The sequence below is a fragment of the Citrobacter sp. genome, assembly GCF_050252275.1.
Lineage (GTDB): Bacteria > Pseudomonadota > Gammaproteobacteria > Enterobacterales > Enterobacteriaceae > Citrobacter_A > Citrobacter_A amalonaticus.
In genome coordinates this window covers 1-16,344 of sequence record NZ_JBFWLF010000073.1, presented here as the reverse complement: position 1 = coordinate 16,344, position 16,344 = coordinate 1, and the positions used below count along the sequence as shown (strand labels likewise).

The 16,344-nt window shown below is 56.1% G+C and carries 10 protein-coding genes and 2 pseudogenes; 8 read left to right on the top strand and 4 right to left on the bottom strand.

Going from position 1 to position 16,344, the window contains the following annotated elements; translation table 11 throughout:
* Positions 1-556: pseudogene (locus tag AB7E14_RS08540) on the bottom strand (transporter); the annotation flags it as partial.
* A gap of 510 nt (positions 557-1,066) precedes the next feature.
* Between AB7E14_RS08540 and AB7E14_RS08535 the strand changes: the two are divergent.
* Positions 1,067-1,135, top strand: a complete 69-nt coding sequence (locus tag AB7E14_RS08535; RefSeq protein ID WP_131724061.1) for a type I toxin-antitoxin system toxin Ldr family protein — start codon at positions 1,067-1,069, stop codon at positions 1,133-1,135.
* An 81-nt stretch (positions 1,136-1,216) separates the two neighbouring features.
* Here AB7E14_RS08535 and bcsG read toward each other — a convergent pair whose 3' ends face one another.
* Genes bcsG through bcsE form a run of 3 tightly spaced genes read right to left on the bottom strand, consistent with a single transcriptional unit; the run spans position 1,217 to position 4,640 of the window.
* Entirely contained in the window at positions 1,217-2,896 is a 1,680-nt protein-coding gene (gene bcsG / locus AB7E14_RS08530; protein WP_316962385.1) for a cellulose biosynthesis protein BcsG, read from the bottom strand.
* A complete protein-coding gene (bcsF, locus tag AB7E14_RS08525) occupies positions 2,893-3,084 on the bottom strand; it encodes a cellulose biosynthesis protein BcsF (RefSeq protein WP_042998550.1) in 192 nt (63 codons plus the stop codon). The genes bcsG and bcsF overlap by 4 nt, the downstream gene beginning before the upstream one ends.
* The gene (bcsE, locus tag AB7E14_RS08520) at positions 3,081-4,640 is read right to left on the bottom strand and encodes a cellulose biosynthesis c-di-GMP-binding protein BcsE (RefSeq protein WP_046401664.1); all 1,560 of its coding nucleotides are present in this window, start codon (positions 4,638-4,640) and stop codon (positions 3,081-3,083) included. The genes bcsF and bcsE overlap by 4 nt, the downstream gene beginning before the upstream one ends.
* 288 nt (positions 4,641-4,928) lie before the next feature.
* Here bcsE and bcsR point away from each other — a divergent pair, with 288 nt between their 5' ends.
* From bcsR to AB7E14_RS08485, 7 genes and pseudogenes are all read left to right on the top strand, one after another.
* Positions 4,929-5,117, top strand: a complete 189-nt coding sequence (gene bcsR, locus AB7E14_RS08515) for a cellulose biosynthesis protein BcsR (protein WP_042323607.1) — start codon at positions 4,929-4,931, stop codon at positions 5,115-5,117.
* 11 nt (positions 5,118-5,128) lie between these two features.
* On the top strand, positions 5,129-5,881 hold the full coding sequence (bcsQ, locus tag AB7E14_RS08510; protein ID WP_044267245.1) for a cellulose biosynthesis protein BcsQ: 753 nt from the start codon (positions 5,129-5,131) through the stop codon (positions 5,879-5,881).
* On the top strand, positions 5,878-8,499 hold the full coding sequence (gene bcsA, locus AB7E14_RS08505) for a UDP-forming cellulose synthase catalytic subunit (RefSeq protein ID WP_316962382.1): 2,622 nt from the start codon (positions 5,878-5,880) through the stop codon (positions 8,497-8,499). Before bcsQ ends, bcsA begins: the two co-directional genes overlap by 4 nt.
* A 10-nt stretch (positions 8,500-8,509) precedes the next feature.
* A complete protein-coding gene (bcsB, locus tag AB7E14_RS08500; RefSeq protein WP_428169462.1) occupies positions 8,510-10,867 on the top strand; it encodes a cellulose biosynthesis cyclic di-GMP-binding regulatory protein BcsB in 2,358 nt (785 codons plus the stop codon).
* Between the two features lie 6 nt (positions 10,868-10,873).
* Positions 10,874-11,980, top strand: a complete 1,107-nt coding sequence (gene bcsZ / locus AB7E14_RS08495) for a cellulose synthase complex periplasmic endoglucanase BcsZ (RefSeq protein ID WP_316962380.1) — start codon at positions 10,874-10,876, stop codon at positions 11,978-11,980.
* Positions 11,962-15,459 carry a cellulose synthase complex outer membrane protein BcsC gene (gene bcsC, locus AB7E14_RS08490; protein WP_316962379.1) on the top strand — a complete coding sequence of 1,166 codons (3,498 nt, stop codon included), beginning with the start codon at positions 11,962-11,964 and terminating at the stop codon, positions 15,457-15,459. The genes bcsZ and bcsC overlap by 19 nt, the downstream gene beginning before the upstream one ends.
* A gap of 92 nt (positions 15,460-15,551) precedes the next feature.
* A pseudogene (locus AB7E14_RS08485) lies at positions 15,552-16,344 on the top strand (biofilm formation regulator HmsP); the annotation flags it as partial.

The window sequence follows — 16,344 nt, the reverse complement described above, 5'->3', positions numbered from 1 at the left end:
ACACCACGATGATACCGACTTTCACTACCACCATTGGGCCGGAGATTTTAAAAAGCAACTTCTCGCCGCCGGAGGCGATCGCCACCAGCGCCGCAAAAATTGTCACCTTGTAGATCAATGACTGCGAAAGGTCGGCGTCAGTCAGACCGAAGGTGCGAATGTACGACGCGCTGTCGAACACCACGGAAAGCGAGTAAATAAATATGCCGTGGATAATCATCAGGAAGTAGATCACCCCGAGGAAGACGCCCCAGTTTTTCCCCAGGTAATGGCTGATGACATCGGTATAGTCGTTACAGGTTTCGCTCTCGGAGAGCGTTTTCAGGTAGATATCCTGCACGATCCAGGTGGCCGGATAGGCAATCAGAGAGGCGGTAATAAAGACCCAAATGCCTTTTAACCCAATCTGCACCGGCATTAATACCGTTCCTGCGCCAATCGCCATGCCGATGCACAGCAACACCCAGCCAAAATCGTAGCGGGTAAACGGTAAACTCTGCGACGCCGGTTTGCCGGATATGCGGTGATCGGAAAGTGGTGATGTGTCGTGCTGCATGGAGTCCCCTGCCAAAAAGAGCCGTCACGGCTTGATGACCGCGAGGGGACGCAATTCTACAGAAGAGTGTAGGTCTCTGCCAGTTGGCTGATTGCGAGGCGTCGCGCAAAGCGAAAGCATGTTGGATGTCGGGCCTGGCGGGTTATCGTAGAATCGGCGGTAAGCCGGGGTTTCCCGGTGAGGCGCAGCGTTGCGGGGGCTTGATCCCTGGTGGCGTGAGTTGCTGGAAAGAGAAAACCCCCGCACGTTGTCTGGTATAAACCTGGCAACTAAACGGGGGCTTACCTTGAACCTCAACAACTTGAGGATAGCCGCGAACGGTTGCCATTGCAACACAGGCGGCGATGTGACGTTGACTCAGCCAGGCATGGCTTTCTGGCATGATTTATACCCGTCATACTTCAAGTTGCAGGTGCGTTAGCTGCGCTCGCTCACCCCAGTCACTTACCAGAGAAAGCTCCTGGGGATTCACTCCCTTGCCGCCTTCCTGCAACTCGAATTATTTAGGGTATAGCGGCTCCAGCCATTGCCGATATCATTGCGGGTATGGTTGTGAACTGGCTACGTAGCAGGAAGTAATGCGCTGATGGGCGTCTGCCTGCCGCAGTGGCAACATGCGCCCGAACCAGGCCGCAAGGGCGATCCTTGCGGCCTTTTTCGTTATTGCGGATATGGCACCCAGTCGCCGCCGTTCAGACGGACGTACGGTTTGTCCTGATACTGGATAACCACCGCGTTGGCGTTTTCCGAGACCACAGCCGTTTGTGGCAGGTTGCTGGTGAGTTTTGCCCAGTCCACGCTGTCTTCGGAGAAGATCTTACCGTCAAGCACGCGTACCACCAGATCAGAAATGGCCAGATAGCTACTTGGCTGATTAATGACGATCGGCGCACCCTGATGCGGCGCTTTCATGCCGAAGAATTTCACGCCAGCCGGGACGTTGGTGATCGAGGGGCTCGGAATATCACGCAGGCCAGAGACCTGCATTCTGTCGCCTTTCAGCGCGCCGCCGTGTTCCGGTACGACAACCACCATTACCTTACGACCCGATTTCTCCAGCTCGGTGAAGAACGCATCCAGTTCATCAAAGAATTTCTGTGCGCGCGTTTTGTAGTCCGCCGTTTTACTGACGCCAGGATAGTGGTTACCGTCGTGGAGCGGCAGGGTGTTGTAGAAAGTGGCGCTACGGGAGTCCTTATCTTTTTCCGTGGTTTCCATCCAGCGCTGTAGCACGGCGGTGTCGTCATACACCGGGGAACCATCAAAGCCCAGCAGCGGCGCAGGTAAGCCTTTCTGATCCATTAGTTCAGCCTGCATGCCGCCATTTTCACGAACCTCTTTCAGGAAGCCGCCGAATTCGCCGTTATGGCCCATCATCAGGTGCTGCGTAAAGCCCAGTTTTGACAGGTTATCAAACAGATAGCATTCATTACCTGCCGGTTGATACAGGTTCGTGTGCGAGGGCTGTCCGCAGCTGGCACGTAGCAGACGAATCGCCGCCGGGCCGCTGTACGACGTGGCGGAATTGAAGTGTTTAAACTGGATATCGAAGTGCGACCAAAGCGGGTGCGACATCAGCCCTGCGGCTTCAATATCGGACCAGGAGAGTGAGCAGATATTGATGACTAACAGTTCAAACGGCTGCGCATCGGCAGGGAGTGCTGATGGGAAAGGCGTTTTGCGCTTCGCTTCCGCATTGTAGAACGTATTCAACCATGCGTTGAGATTCGCCGAGGTCGGCGGTGCGGTTTGTGCCGGGATATCACCAACGACCGGCGCTCCTCCAGCGGTCGCGACCGTTTCTGCTGCCGTACCGCCCGTGGTGGTCACCGTGGTCGTCGGTTGACCCGCCGGCCACAAAGAGAAACTCGGACCCGCCAGCGTCAGGACGTTAAGCCAGACCAGAATCGCCACCACGAAAGCGGTAACCCGAATCCATTGTGATAAAAACAGCCACGCGACCAACAGGACAAACATGGCGCCAATCATCTGCCAGTTGATAAAGCGCGTGGCAAGATCGAGTAAATAGTCCGTGCTAAAGCCTGCCACCTGCGAGCCCTGGCTCATAATACTTTCCGGGCCTGGCAGCCAGGTGTCGTGCCAGAACAGAGCAAAACCGATCGGAATGGCGACCCAGTGACGCATGCGATGCAGGCTGTAACGCGGAATCGGCATCAGCAGGAAGGCCATAAAGACCAGATTCAGCAGCGGGTGAAAATTCAGATAGCCCGCCCAGAGCAGGCCGAACTTGACCAGAAAATAGAAGTTCCAGCCAGAAAGACCGCGCCAGTATTGCCAGAGTGGTGAAGGCAGTGATGCGTTTTGTGTTTGTTGAGTCATTTTTTCGTTGCCCTGGAAATCACCGCGCGGCGCAATGTTCCGGCCGGTTTAACATAACGAGGTTTTGCAAATAACAGCCGGGTCGTATTGCTGATCCGGCGTAGTGAATGGCGCGCCAGATACCCCAGCGGGAAGAAAATCAGTGCACAAACAACGATGATTTGCAGGATATCGCTGATAGTCATCATGATGAGTGCTCCGTTTCATCGTCCAGTAAGCGTAGCGGTTGCGGAATACGCCGCCACGTCTTGCCGTCATGCTCGGCATTGATGACGGGTTTCACGTTCTGGGTCAGCGGCAGCGGTTGTCCCCACTGTTCTGGCGCCAGTAAGCGCATCTGCACCAGCTCAGCGCTGATGAGATTATCTTCAAACCAGACCATGCGGTTAGAGAAGAGATCGCCGGTCGGGAGTGGGAAGATATGATTGAGCGCGGTATCGAGATCGTTCACGCGGCAAAACGACAAGAACAGCACCAGGCGGTTGCCGCCAATAGTGACGATATCGCCGGTACGGTGCGGGCGACACATCGTTAAGGCTTGTTCAACGCGGATACCCGGAACGGGCCGCAGCGCCACCATCACCCCTTTCCCGTCGGCAGGCAGCAGGGTGTTGCTCATCATGTTATTTACCGCTTCACAGAACACGTCCCATTTCTGGAAACCGCGCAGTTTCATCGGCTGGGTCATCGACAGCAGCGTCGTGATATCTTCCGGCACGTAGCGACTAAATTGCTGACCCTGAACGCTTTCAATCAGCGTCAGACAACGCGAGAGTGGCGCGTTCCACGGAATCACCATATTGGCACCGCAGCCTAATAGCAGGCGTTCGTCGGTGGCGCGCAGGCTGGCGATGTTTTCCCGCACAAGGATTTTCAGCGCGCTTCCGCGTTGGCGACGCAGAGTATGGATGCTCCGTGCCAGGGGCTCAATCTGGCTGTTTTGCTGAAGCGAAAAGATCAACGTTGCCGCCTGTGCGGTACGCGCCTCATTGAATAAAGCTTCATTATTATCGAATAATTTCCAGTGCTCGGAGAGTGGCGGCGCCCCTTCCAGCACGGCGACATTACTCAGGATCTGCTTTTCATCGCTACGGGGCTGGATTTCTGCCTCTTCTTTCTGCGCCAGTTCCCACTGCCCTTCATGATGGCGGACAGTGAGTTGCTGACGAGCGCTAACCCCTTTTTCATTACACCAGAAGGCGATATCAAACAAATGCTGATCGCCCTGATAGCGCATACTGGCGAGGCCATAAAGCGAGCGATATTCCCCCATTAAAAGAGAGAATTGTTTATCGTTATTATTGCCGGGGTTAAGCACCACTACAGAACAGTGATGGAGACGCGTCCATTTATTCATTTTATCCAGCCACAGACGCAAACGTTCAGCTGGTATATTTTGCCAGCCGTTATTTGCGCAAATAAGAATGAATAAGTAATGCGTCGGGTCCACGGAACACAGCAAATCGCGGGTCATAAATTGTAGACCCTTTTCCGAATTTGGCATGGAAAATAACTGAATTTTTTCCGGACCGTGAGATTCATCTAATTTGAATATCTTCCCGGGATCGCTGCCCATGGAAATGCCCGCGACTTTTGCCGTCACGGTCTGAAAGGCAATCGTTTGATTCGCCAGGCTGATAGCGTCTTCAACGCGATCGGTGTTAACCCACCAGACTCCGCCGGCTGGCATATGGCGTAGTTCATCCCATAATGATGAGATGCCAATTGAAAATACAGGGTCCACAGCGTTCCTCGGGTCGCTATTTTATCTGTTTATCAGTTTACTAGCGAAAGCTCAGAAATAAACCTAACATTGAAATTAAAACGTATCAGATTTAGCATGTGAATCGATTTGGCGAGCAAGAAGCCTTGTAACATCGGCCTTTCCGATTCCATGACGCGTATTTTCACGAAACAACAAGACAGAAAATGAGCAACATCTGGCCTTGCCGAATTTCGGTGAGAACGAAGCGGAATGCGAAAAGAAAAAATGTTTGAAGCATGGCGAGTCTATTCAAAGGGATAAAACAAAATGTCTGACAACGAACCCGGCACGCAAACTGATTCAACATTGGGCTATACCTTTCAAAACGACTTCCTGGCATTAAGCCAGGCTTTTTCATTGCCAGAATTTGATTACACTGATATTTCCCAGCGTGAACAGCTCGCCGCCGCGATTAAACGCTGGCCGCTGTTGGCTGAATTTGCGCAACAACAATAAGGAAGCCGTGGATGGCCATTCTGGGACTTCAGGGCATACGAGGCGGAGTGGGCACGACGTCGATCGCGGCTGCACTGGCCTGGTCATTGCAATTATTAGGGGAAAACGTCCTGGTTGTGGATACCAGCCCCGATAATTTGTTGCGCCTGTCATTCAACGTCGATTTTTCTCATCGCGACGGCTGGGCCAGAGCGATACTTGATGGTCGTGACTGGCAGGAAGGCGGGATGCGTTATACCTCGCAGCTTGATTTGCTGCCGTTTGGTCAACTGACGGCGCAGGAGCGGGAATATCCTGACCGCTGGCTGGAACGACTGGGCGGCATCGCGGCGGGCATCCGTGCGCTGAAAGAGAGTGGGCGTTACTCATGGATTTTACTGGATCTGCCGCCGGGTTCCGCGCCGTTAACCCGACAACTGGTCAATGAGTGCGACCACACGCTGGCGATTGTCAAAGCCGACACCAACTGCCATGTCCGTTTGCATCAGCAATCGCTGCCGGCGGGCGCGCATATTTTAATTAACGACTTACGTGTTGGCAGCCAGTTGCAGGACGATCTCTACCAGGTCTGGCTACAGAGTCAGCGTCGTCTGCTGCCGATGGTGATTCACCGCGATGAAGCGATGGCTGAGTGCATGGCGGCCAAACAGCCGTTGGGGGAATACCGCAGTGACTCACTGGCCGCAGAAGAAGTGCTGACGCTGGCAAACTGGTGTTTATTACATTACGCAGGTCAAAAAACTCCTGTCGGGAGCGCATCATGAGTGTCCTGTCCCGGTGGTTGCTTATTCCGCCGGTCAGCGCCCGCTTAAGCGAGCGCTATCAGGGTTATCGTCGTCATGGCGCGTCGCCTTTCAGCGCGGCGCTGGGTTGCCTGTGGGTGATTCTCGCATGGGTCTTCATCCCGCTGGAGCACCCGCGCTGGCAGCGTATCCGTGCCGAGCGTAAAGCGCTCTATCCTCATATCAACGCCGCGCGCCCGCGCCCGTTAGATCCTGCCCGTTATGCCATTCAGACCCTCTGGCTGATGGCGACCTCGCCGCGTCAGGAGACGACGCAGCCTCGCTGGCAAACCTTCTCCCGTCTGCAAGGCGTCAGAGGGCGTTATCACCAGTGGATGGATGCGCTACCGGGACGCGTGACGCAAAACACCACGCACCTGGATAAACAAAAAGAGCTTGGTCACCTGAGCTCTGGCGCGCGTCGCTTTATCATCGGGATTATTGTCACTTTTTCGTTGATTCTGGCGCTGATATGCGTGACCCAGCCGTTTAACCCGCTGGCGCAATTCATCTTCCTGATACTGCTGTGGGGCGTTGCGCTGATCGTGCGCCGCATGCCGGGGCGCTTCTCCGCGCTGATGCTGATTGTGCTGTCGCTGACGGTATCGTGCCGCTATATCTGGTGGCGCTATACCTCCACGCTGAACTGGGACGATCCGGTGAGTCTGGTCTGCGGGTTGATCCTGCTGTTTGCCGAAACCTATGCGTGGATTGTGCTGGTGCTGGGTTACTTCCAGGTCGTCTGGCCGCTGAACCGCCAGCCGGTGCCGCTGCCAAAAGATATGTCGCAGTGGCCGTCGGTCGATATCTTTGTGCCGACTTACAACGAAGATCTGCACGTAGTGAAGAACACCATTTACGCGTCGCTGGGTATCGACTGGCCGAAAGATAAGCTCAATATCTGGATCCTCGACGATGGCGGGCGTGAAGAGTTCCGCCAGTTCGCCCAGATCGTGGGGGTGAAATATATCGCCCGTACCACCCATGAGCACGCCAAAGCCGGGAACATTAACAATGCGCTGAAATACGCCAAAGGCGAGTTCGTTTCGATCTTTGACTGCGACCACGTGCCGACACGTTCGTTCCTGCAAATGACGATGGGCTGGTTCCTGAAAGACAAGAAGCTGGCGATGATGCAGACGCCGCACCACTTCTTCTCCCCGGACCCGTTTGAACGTAACCTCGGACGTTTTCGCAAGACGCCAAACGAAGGCACGCTGTTTTACGGTCTGGTACAGGACGGTAATGACATGTGGGATGCCACCTTCTTCTGCGGTTCCTGTGCGGTGATTCGCCGTAAACCGCTCGATGAAATTGGTGGTATTGCCGTTGAGACGGTGACTGAGGATGCGCATACGTCGCTGCGTCTGCACCGTCGCGGTTATACCTCCGCGTACATGCGCATTCCGCAGGCGGCAGGGCTGGCGACCGAAAGTTTGTCTGCCCACATCGGTCAACGTATTCGCTGGGCGCGCGGGATGGTACAGATTTTCCGACTCGATAACCCCTTGACCGGCAAAGGGCTGAAGTTCGCTCAGCGATTATGTTACGTCAATGCCATGTTCCACTTCCTGTCAGGTGTTCCACGGCTGATCTTCCTGACCGCCCCGCTGGCGTTCCTGCTACTGCATGCTTACATCATCTATGCGCCCGCGCTGATGATTGCGCTGTTCGTCCTGCCGCACATGGTTCACGCCAGCCTGACCAACTCGAAGATTCAGGGCAAGTACCGCCACTCCTTCTGGAGTGAGATCTACGAAACGGTGCTGGCCTGGTACATTGCGCCGCCGACGCTGGTGGCGCTGATCAACCCGCACAAAGGGAAGTTTAACGTCACTGCAAAGGGCGGACTGGTAGAAGAAGAGTATGTCGACTGGGTGATTTCCCGTCCGTACATCTACCTGGTACTGCTTAACCTGTTCGGTGTGGCGGTCGGCGTCTGGCGTTACTTCTACGGGCCGGAAAACGAAATGCTGACTGTTATCGTCAGCCTGGTGTGGGTGTTCTACAACCTGATTATCCTCGGCGGCGCGGTGGCGGTATCGGTTGAAAGTAAACAGGTTCGCCGCTCACACCGTGTTGAAATTTCTATGCCAGCGGCGATTGCCCGTGAGGATGGACATCTGTTCTCGTGCACCGTCCATGATTTCTCCGACGGCGGTCTGGGGATCAAGATCAACGGTCAGGCCCAGGTGCTGGAAGGGCAGAAGGTGAATTTACTGCTCAAACGCGGCCAGCAGGAATATGTCTTCCCGACACAGGTAGCGCGCGTTTGGGGTGAACAGGTGGGGCTGCAACTGATGCCGCTGACCACCAAACAGCATATCGATTTTGTGCAGTGTACGTTTGCCCGTGCTGATACATGGGCGCTCTGGCAGGACAGCTATCCGGAAGATAAGCCGCTGGAAAGCCTGTTGGATATTCTGAAGCTGGGTTTCCGTGGCTATCGCCATCTTGCGGAATTCTCCCCATCTTCCGTGAAAATAGTTTTCCGGTCTCTGACTTCTCTGGTTTCCTGGGTTGTGTCGTTCATTCCACGCCGTCCGGAGCAGGACGAGGTGGCGGTGCAACAGCCGGATCAGGTTATGGCTCAACAATGATGATAACGCGATGAAAAGAAAACTTTCCTGGATTTGTGCAGTGGCAATGGGGATGAGCGCAATCCCTTCATTCATGACGAATGCGACGCCGGCAACGCAACCATTGATAAACACTGAGCCAACCGTGGCCCCGGCGGCGGCCGCCCCTGCACAGGCAGATGAAAATCAGCCGGTGGGTCAGGTGATGCCGGGCGTTCAGGGAGCTGATGCGCCGATTGTGGCGCAGAATGGCCCATCCCGTGACGTGAAACTGACGTTTGCGCAGATCGCGCCGCCGCCGGGCAGCATGGTGCTGCGTGGCGTGAACCCTAATGGCAGTATTGAATTTGGCATGCGTAGCGATGAAGTGGTCTCCAGAGCCGTGCTGAATCTGGAGTACACCCCGTCGCCATCTCTGCTGCCGATACAGTCGCAGCTCAAGGTCTATCTGAACGATGAGCTGATGGGCGTGTTGCCGGTCACCCAGGAACAGTTGGGCAAAAAGACGCTGGCGCAAATGCCGATCAACCCATTGTTTATCACCGACTTTAACCGTGTGCGGCTGGAGTTTGTCGGCCACTATCAGCAAGTTTGTGAAAACCCGGCCAGCAGTACGCTGTGGCTGGACGTCGGTCGCAGCAGCATGCTGGACCTCACCTACCAGACGCTGGAAGTGCAAAACGATCTCTCGCACTTCCCGGTACCGTTCTTCGATCCACGCGACAACCGCGCGGTGACGCTGCCCATGGTCTTTGCCGGCTCGCCGGATCGTACCCTGCAACAGGCGGCGTCGATCGTATCATCCTGGTTTGGTTCCCGGGCGGGCTGGCGAGGCCAGCACTTCCCGGTGCTGTACAACACGCTGCCAGATCGTAATGCGATCGTCTTTGCCACTAACGACAAGCGACCTGATTTCCTGCGTGAACATCCGCCGGTGAAAGCGCCAGTGATCGAAATGATCAGCCATCCGGATAACCCTTACGTGAAACTGCTGGTGGTGTTCGGTCGTGACGACAACGATCTGCTGCAGGCCGCAAAAGGGATTGCCCAGGGCAACATTCTCTTCCGCGGAAGCCGTGTGGAAGTCAACGAGGTGAAACCGCTGCTGGCGCGTAAACCGTACGATGCGCCAAACTGGGTGCGCACCGATCGCCCGGTCACCTTCGGTGAACTGAAAACCTATGATGAGCAGTTGCAGTCCACCGGGATGGAACCTGCCGCGATCAACGTCTCGCTGAACCTGCCGCCGGATCTCTATCTGCTGCGCAGTACCGGTATTGATATGAATCTCAATTACCGTTACACCACGCCGCCGACCAAAGACAGTTCGCGCATGGATATCAGTCTGAACAACCAGTTCCTGCAAGCCTTTAGTCTGACCAGCAATGAGAAGAGCAATCGTCTGTTGCTGCGTCTGCCGGTGCTGCAAGGACTGCTGGACGGGAAAACGGTCGTTGCCATTCCGGCGCTGAAGCTGGGCGCGATGAACCAGTTGCGGTTTAACTTCGAGTACATGAACCCGATGCCGGGCGGCTCGGTTGAAAACTGTATTACCTTCCAGCCGGTGCCGAATCATGTGGTGATTGGCGACGACTCCACCATCGACTTCTCGAAGTACTACCACTTCATAGCGATGCCGGATCTGCGCGCGTTTGCGAACGCGGGCTTCCCGTTCAGCCGCATGGCGGATCTGTCGGAAACCCTCACCGTGATGCCGAAAACGCCGAACGAAGCGCAGATGGAAACACTGCTCGACGCGACAGGCACTATTGGCGCGCAAACCGGCTTCCCGGCGATTAACCTGACTATCACCGATGACAGCAGCCAGATTCAGGGCAAAGATGCGGACATCCTGATTATCGGCTCGATCCCGGACAAACTGAAAGACGACAAGCGTATCGACCTGCTGGTTCAGGCGGCAGAAAGCTGGGTGAAAACCCCAATGCGCCAGACGACGTTCCCGAGCATCATGCCGGATGAAGCCGATCGCAAAGCGGATGCGCAGGCGACGGTAACGTCGAGTGGACCGATGGCAGCGGTCGTCGGCTTCCAGTCGCCGTTTCACGATCAGCGTAGCGTGGTGGCGCTGCTGGCGGATAGTCCGCGCGGCTATGAGTTGCTGAACCAGGCCATCAATGACAGCGGCAAACGGGCGGCGATGTTTGGTTCCGTCTCGGTGATCCGTGAATCTGGCGTGAGCAGTTTACGCGTCGGCGAGATCTACTATGTGGGTCACCTGCCGTGGTTTGAACGTCTGTGGTACGCGCTGGCTAACCATCCGGTGCTGTTAGCGGTGCTGGCGGCGATCAGCGTGGTATTACTGGCCTGGGTACTGTGGCGTCTGCTGCGCATCATCAGTCGCCGCCGTCTCGATCCGGATCATGAGTGATAAATAATGAACGCGTTGCGAAGTGGGATAGTCATGGTGTTAATGCTGGCCGCGCTGAGTGTACAGGCGGCCTGTACCTGGCCTGAGTGGGATCACTTTAAAAAGGATTACATCAGTCAGGAAGGGCGGGTGATTGATCCCAGCGACGCACGCAAAATCACCACCTCGGAAGGGCAAAGCTATGCGATGTTCTTTGCCCTCGCCGCTAACGATCGCCAGGCTTTTGATACGCTGCTGGCATGGACAGAGAATAATCTGGCACAAGGTTCACTAAAAGATCATCTGCCCGCCTGGCTGTGGGGGCAGAAAGATCCCTCCACCTGGGCGGTGCTGGATAGCAACTCTGCTTCTGACGGTGATATCTGGATCGCGTGGTCGCTGCTGGAGGCGGGACGCTTGTGGAAAGAACCGCGCTATACCGAGATCGGCAAAACCTTGTTGAAACGCATTGCCAGCGAAGAAGTGGTGACGGTGCCGGGGCTGGGCTCCATGCTGTTACCCGGCAAGATTGGTTTTGCCGACGCCAACACCTGGCGCTTTAATCCGAGCTATCTGCCACCGCAGCTGGCGCAGTATTTCACCCGTTTCGGCGCGCCATGGTCCACTCTGCGTGAAACCAACCAGCGACTGCTGTTAGAAACGGCGCCGAAAGGTTTCTCACCGGACTGGGTTCGTTACGAGAAAAACAAAGGCTGGCAACTGAAGGCAGAGAAAACGCTGGTCAGCAGTTACGACGCGATTCGCGTCTATCTGTGGGTGGGCATGATGCATGACGGCGACCCGCAGAAAGCACGGCTGCTGGCAAAATTCAAACCGATGGCAACCCTGACAACTAAAAACGGTCTCCCGCCGGAGAAAGTGGACGTCGCCAGCGGCAAAGCGCAGGGCAATGGCCCGGTAGGCTTTTCTGCGGCCTTACTGCCTTTCCTGCAAAACCGCGACGCACAAGCGGTGCAGCGACAGCGCGTAACAGACCATTTCCCCGGCAGCGATGCCTACTACAGCTACGTGCTAACCCTCTTCGGACAAGGGTGGGATCAGCATCGTTATCGCTTCACCGCCAAAGGTGAGTTACTACCTGACTGGGGCCAGGAATGCGCAAGTTCAAATTAAGTTTACTCGGGGTTTCACTCGGCATTGCCCTGATGCCCTTTGCCGACGCCGCGCCGTCGGCGCAACAGCAGTTGCTGGAGCAGGTGCGGCTGGGAGAAGCAACGCACCGTGAAGATCTGGTGCGCCAGTCGCTCTATCGCCTCGAACTGATGGACCCGAATAATCCTGACGTTATTGCCGCTCGCTTTCGTTACCTGCTGCGTCAGGGCGATAACGACGGCGCGCAGAAACAGCTTGATCGACTTTCTCAATTAGCGCCGGGTTCTAATGCCTATAAATCGTCCCAAACCACTATGCTGTTAGCGACGCCGGATGGGCGTCAGTCGTTACAGCAGGCGCGTCTACAGGCGACAACCGGGCATGCCGCAGAGGCGGTTGCCGCCTATGATAAGTTATTCAAGGGCAACCCGCCGGAAGGCGACCTGGAAGTGGAGTACTGGAGCGCGGTGGCAAAAATTCCGGCCCGCCGCAATCAGGCGATTAATCAGCTCAAGGTGATTAACGCCCGCAGTCCGGGCAATAACACATTGCAAAATACGCTGGCACAGCTGTTGTTTGATAACGATCGCCCGGCCGAAGGCTTTGTGGTTCTGGAGCAGATGGCCAAATCCAACACCGGGCGGAATGCCGCGTCCACGATCTGGTACACCCAGATCAAAGATCTGCCGGTCAGCGATGCCAGCGTGAAGGCGCTGCAAAAATACCTCACGGTATTCAGTGAGGGGGACAGCGTGGCTGCGGCACGCAGTAAGCTTAGCGAACAGCAAAAACAGCTTTCCGATCCGACATTCCGCGCGCGTGCGCAGGGGCTGGCGGCAGTGGACGCAGGTCAGGGCGGACGGGCGGTTTCAGAATTACAGCAGGCGGTGAGAGCCAACCAAAACGACAGCGAAGCCGTGGGTGCGCTGGGGCAGGCCTACTCTCAGCGAGGCGATCGCGCCAGCGCCGTTGCGCAGTTTAAGAAAGCGCTGGCGATGGATCCGCAGAGCGGGAGTCGCAGCAAGTGGGAAAGCCTGCTGAAAGTGAACAGTTACTGGCTGGCGATTCAGCAGGGTGATGCCGCGCTCAAAGCCAACAATATTGACCAGGCTGAACGTCTCTATCAACAGGCCAGAAACATCGACAATACCGACAGCTATGCGGTACTGGGGCTGGGCGATGCAGCAATGGCGCGGAAAGATTACCCAACTGCCGAGCGCTATTACCAGCAGACGTTGCGCATGGACAGCGGCAATACCAATGCCGTACGCGGTCTGGCAAACCTCTATCGCGCGCAGTCGCCGGAGAAAGCCTCCGCGTTTATTGCGACGCTCTCTGCCAGCCAGCGTCGCAGCATTGATGATATTGAACGCGGACTGGAAAACGATCGTCTGGCGCAGCAGGCCGAAACGCTGGAGAACCAGGGCAACTGGGCACAGGCCGCGGAACTGCAACGCCGCCGACTGGCGCTGGATCCGGGGAGCGTCTGGATAACCTATCGTCTGTCACGCGATATATGGCAGGCCGGGCAGCGCAGTCAGGCTGATGCGCAGATGAGCGCGCTGGCGCGTCAGAAACCCAACGATCCGGAACAGGTGTATGCGTATGGGCTGTACCTGTCCGGCAATGATCAGGATCGGGCGGCGTTGGCGCATATCAACAGCCTGCCGCGCAGTCAGTGGAACAGCAACATTCAGGAACTGGCCGATCGCCTGCAAAGCAACCAGGTGCTGGAAACGGCGAATCGTCTGCGCGACAGCGGCCGGGAGGCTGAGGCAGAAGCGCTGTTACGCCAACAGCCTGCCTCCACCCGTCTCGATTTAACGCTGGCCGACTGGGCGCAGCAGCGCGGGGAATACAATGCGGCGCGAGGTTCATACGACGCCGTGCTGGCGCGCGAACCGGATAACGTCGATGCGATGCTGGGGCTGACGGAAGTGTACATCGCCCAGGGCGACAAGCCTGCCGCGCGAGCGCAACTGGCAAAACTGCCCGCAACGCAGACGCCGTCAATCAACATGCAGCGGCGAATCGCGCTGGCACAAATGCAGCTTGGCGATACCGCTGCGGCACAACAGACCTTCAATACGTTGATTCCGCAGGCCAAAGCGCAGCCGCCATCAATGGAAAGCGCAATGGTGCTGCGTGACGCCGCGCATTTCCAGGCGCAGAGCGGCGAGCCGCAACAGGCGCTGGATACGTACAAAGATGCGATGGTGGCGTCCGGTATTACGCCAACGCGTCCGCAGGATAATGACACCTTTACCCGTCTGACCCGTAACGATGAAAAAGATGACTGGCTGAAGCGTGGCGTGCGCAGCGATGCGGCGGATTTGTATCGTCAACAGGATCTGAACGTCACGCTGGAGCATGACTACTGGGGATCGAGCGGTACCGGCGGCTATTCTGATCTAAAAGCGCATACCACTATGCTGCATGTGGATGCGCCGTATTCGGACGGTCGCATGTTCTTCCGTACCGATCTGGTCAACATGAATGCAGGTAGCTTCTCGACTGATGACAATGGTCGCTACAAGAATAACTGGGGCACCTGTACGCTGGAAGACTGTAGCGGCAGTCGCAGCCAGTCGGACACGGGGGCGAGCGTCGCTGTTGGCTGGAAGAATGACACCTGGAGTTGGGATATCGGCACCACGCCGATGGGCTTCAACGTTGTCGATGTGGTCGGCGGCGTCAGTTACAGCAATGACATTGGGCCGTTGGGTTATACCCTGAACGCGCACCGCCGTCCGATTTCCAGTTCGCTGCTGGCCTTTGGCGGACAGAAAGATGCGCAGAGCCACAACGGCGACAGCAACGACGTCAACACCGGTAAAAAATGGGGTGGCGTTCGTGCTGATGGCGGCGGGATTAGCCTCAGCTACGACAAAGGTGAAGCCAACGGCGTCTGGGCTTCACTCGGCGCCGATCGGTTAACCGGGAAAAATGTCGAGGATAACTGGCGCGTCCGGTGGATGACGGGTTACTACTACAAAATCATCAACGAGAATAATCGCCGTGTCACCGTGGGCCTGAACAATATGATTTGGCACTACGACAAAGACCTGAGCGGTTATTCGCTGGGCCACGGTGGCTACTACAGTCCGCAGGAATACCTGTCCTTCGCGGTGCCGGTAATGTGGCGTCAGCGGACGGAAAACTGGTCCTGGGAACTGGGCGGTTCCGTATCCTGGTCGCATTCGCGCACCAAAACCATGCCGCGTTATCCGTTGTTGAATCTGATTCCGTCGGATTACCACCAGGAAGCCATCGACCAAACTAACGGCGGCGGAAGCAGCCAGGGCTTTGGTTATACCGCGCGGGCGCTGATTGAGCGTCGGGTGACCTCGAACTGGTTTGTCGGGACCGCGGTGGATATTCAACAGGCAAAAGACTACGCGCCTAGCCATTTACTGCTGTATGTTCGTTATTCCGCCGCAGGCTGGCAGGGCGATATGGATTTACCGCCGCAGCCGCTGGTGCCTTACGCGGACTGGTAATCAGAAAAATCCTTTTCAGACACAGCCTCTCTCAATGCCGCCGCGATCGGGTATACTCGGGCGGCAATCTGGGATATCCGGGGGAGACAATATTGCGCGTCAGTCGCTCGTTAACAATTAAGCAGATGGCAATGGTGGCTGCCGTTGTCATGGTGTTTGTGTTTCTGTTTTGTACCGTTTTGCTGTTTCATCTGGTGCAGCAGAACCGCTACAACACGGCGACGCAACTGGAAAGTATTGCCCGTTCGGTACGTGAACCGCTGTCTGCCTCAATTTTAAAAGCCGATATTCCCGGAGCCGAAGCGATTCTTGCCAGTATCAAACCAGCGGGGGTGGTGCAACGGGCCGATGTGGTGCTACCGAATCAGTTTCAGGCGCTGCGCATGAGCTTTATCCCTGAACGGCCCGTTCCGGTCATGATAACCCGACTCTTCGAACTGCCGGTGCAGATCTCGCTGCCTGTCTATTCACTTGAACGTCCTGCAAATCCGCAACCGCTGGCATATCTGGTGCTCCAGGCCGACTCATTCCGCATGTATAAGTTTGTGATGAGCACGCTGTCTACGTTAGTGACCATTTACTTACTTTTATCCCTGATGCTAACAGTCGCCATTAGCTGGTGCGTGAATCGCCTTATTTTGCACCCGCTGCGCAAAATTGCCCGCGAGCTGAATAACATTCCGCAACAGGATTTGATTGGACATCAGCTGGCGTTGCCGCGTCTGCATCATGACGATGAGATTGGTCTGCTGGTGCGCAGCTACAACCTCAATCAACAACTGGTCCAGCGCCACAGCGAAGAGCAGACGGATAACGCGATGCGTTTTCCGGTCTCTGACCTGCCGAACAAAGCGTTCCTGATGGGGCTGCTCGAGCAGGTCGTGT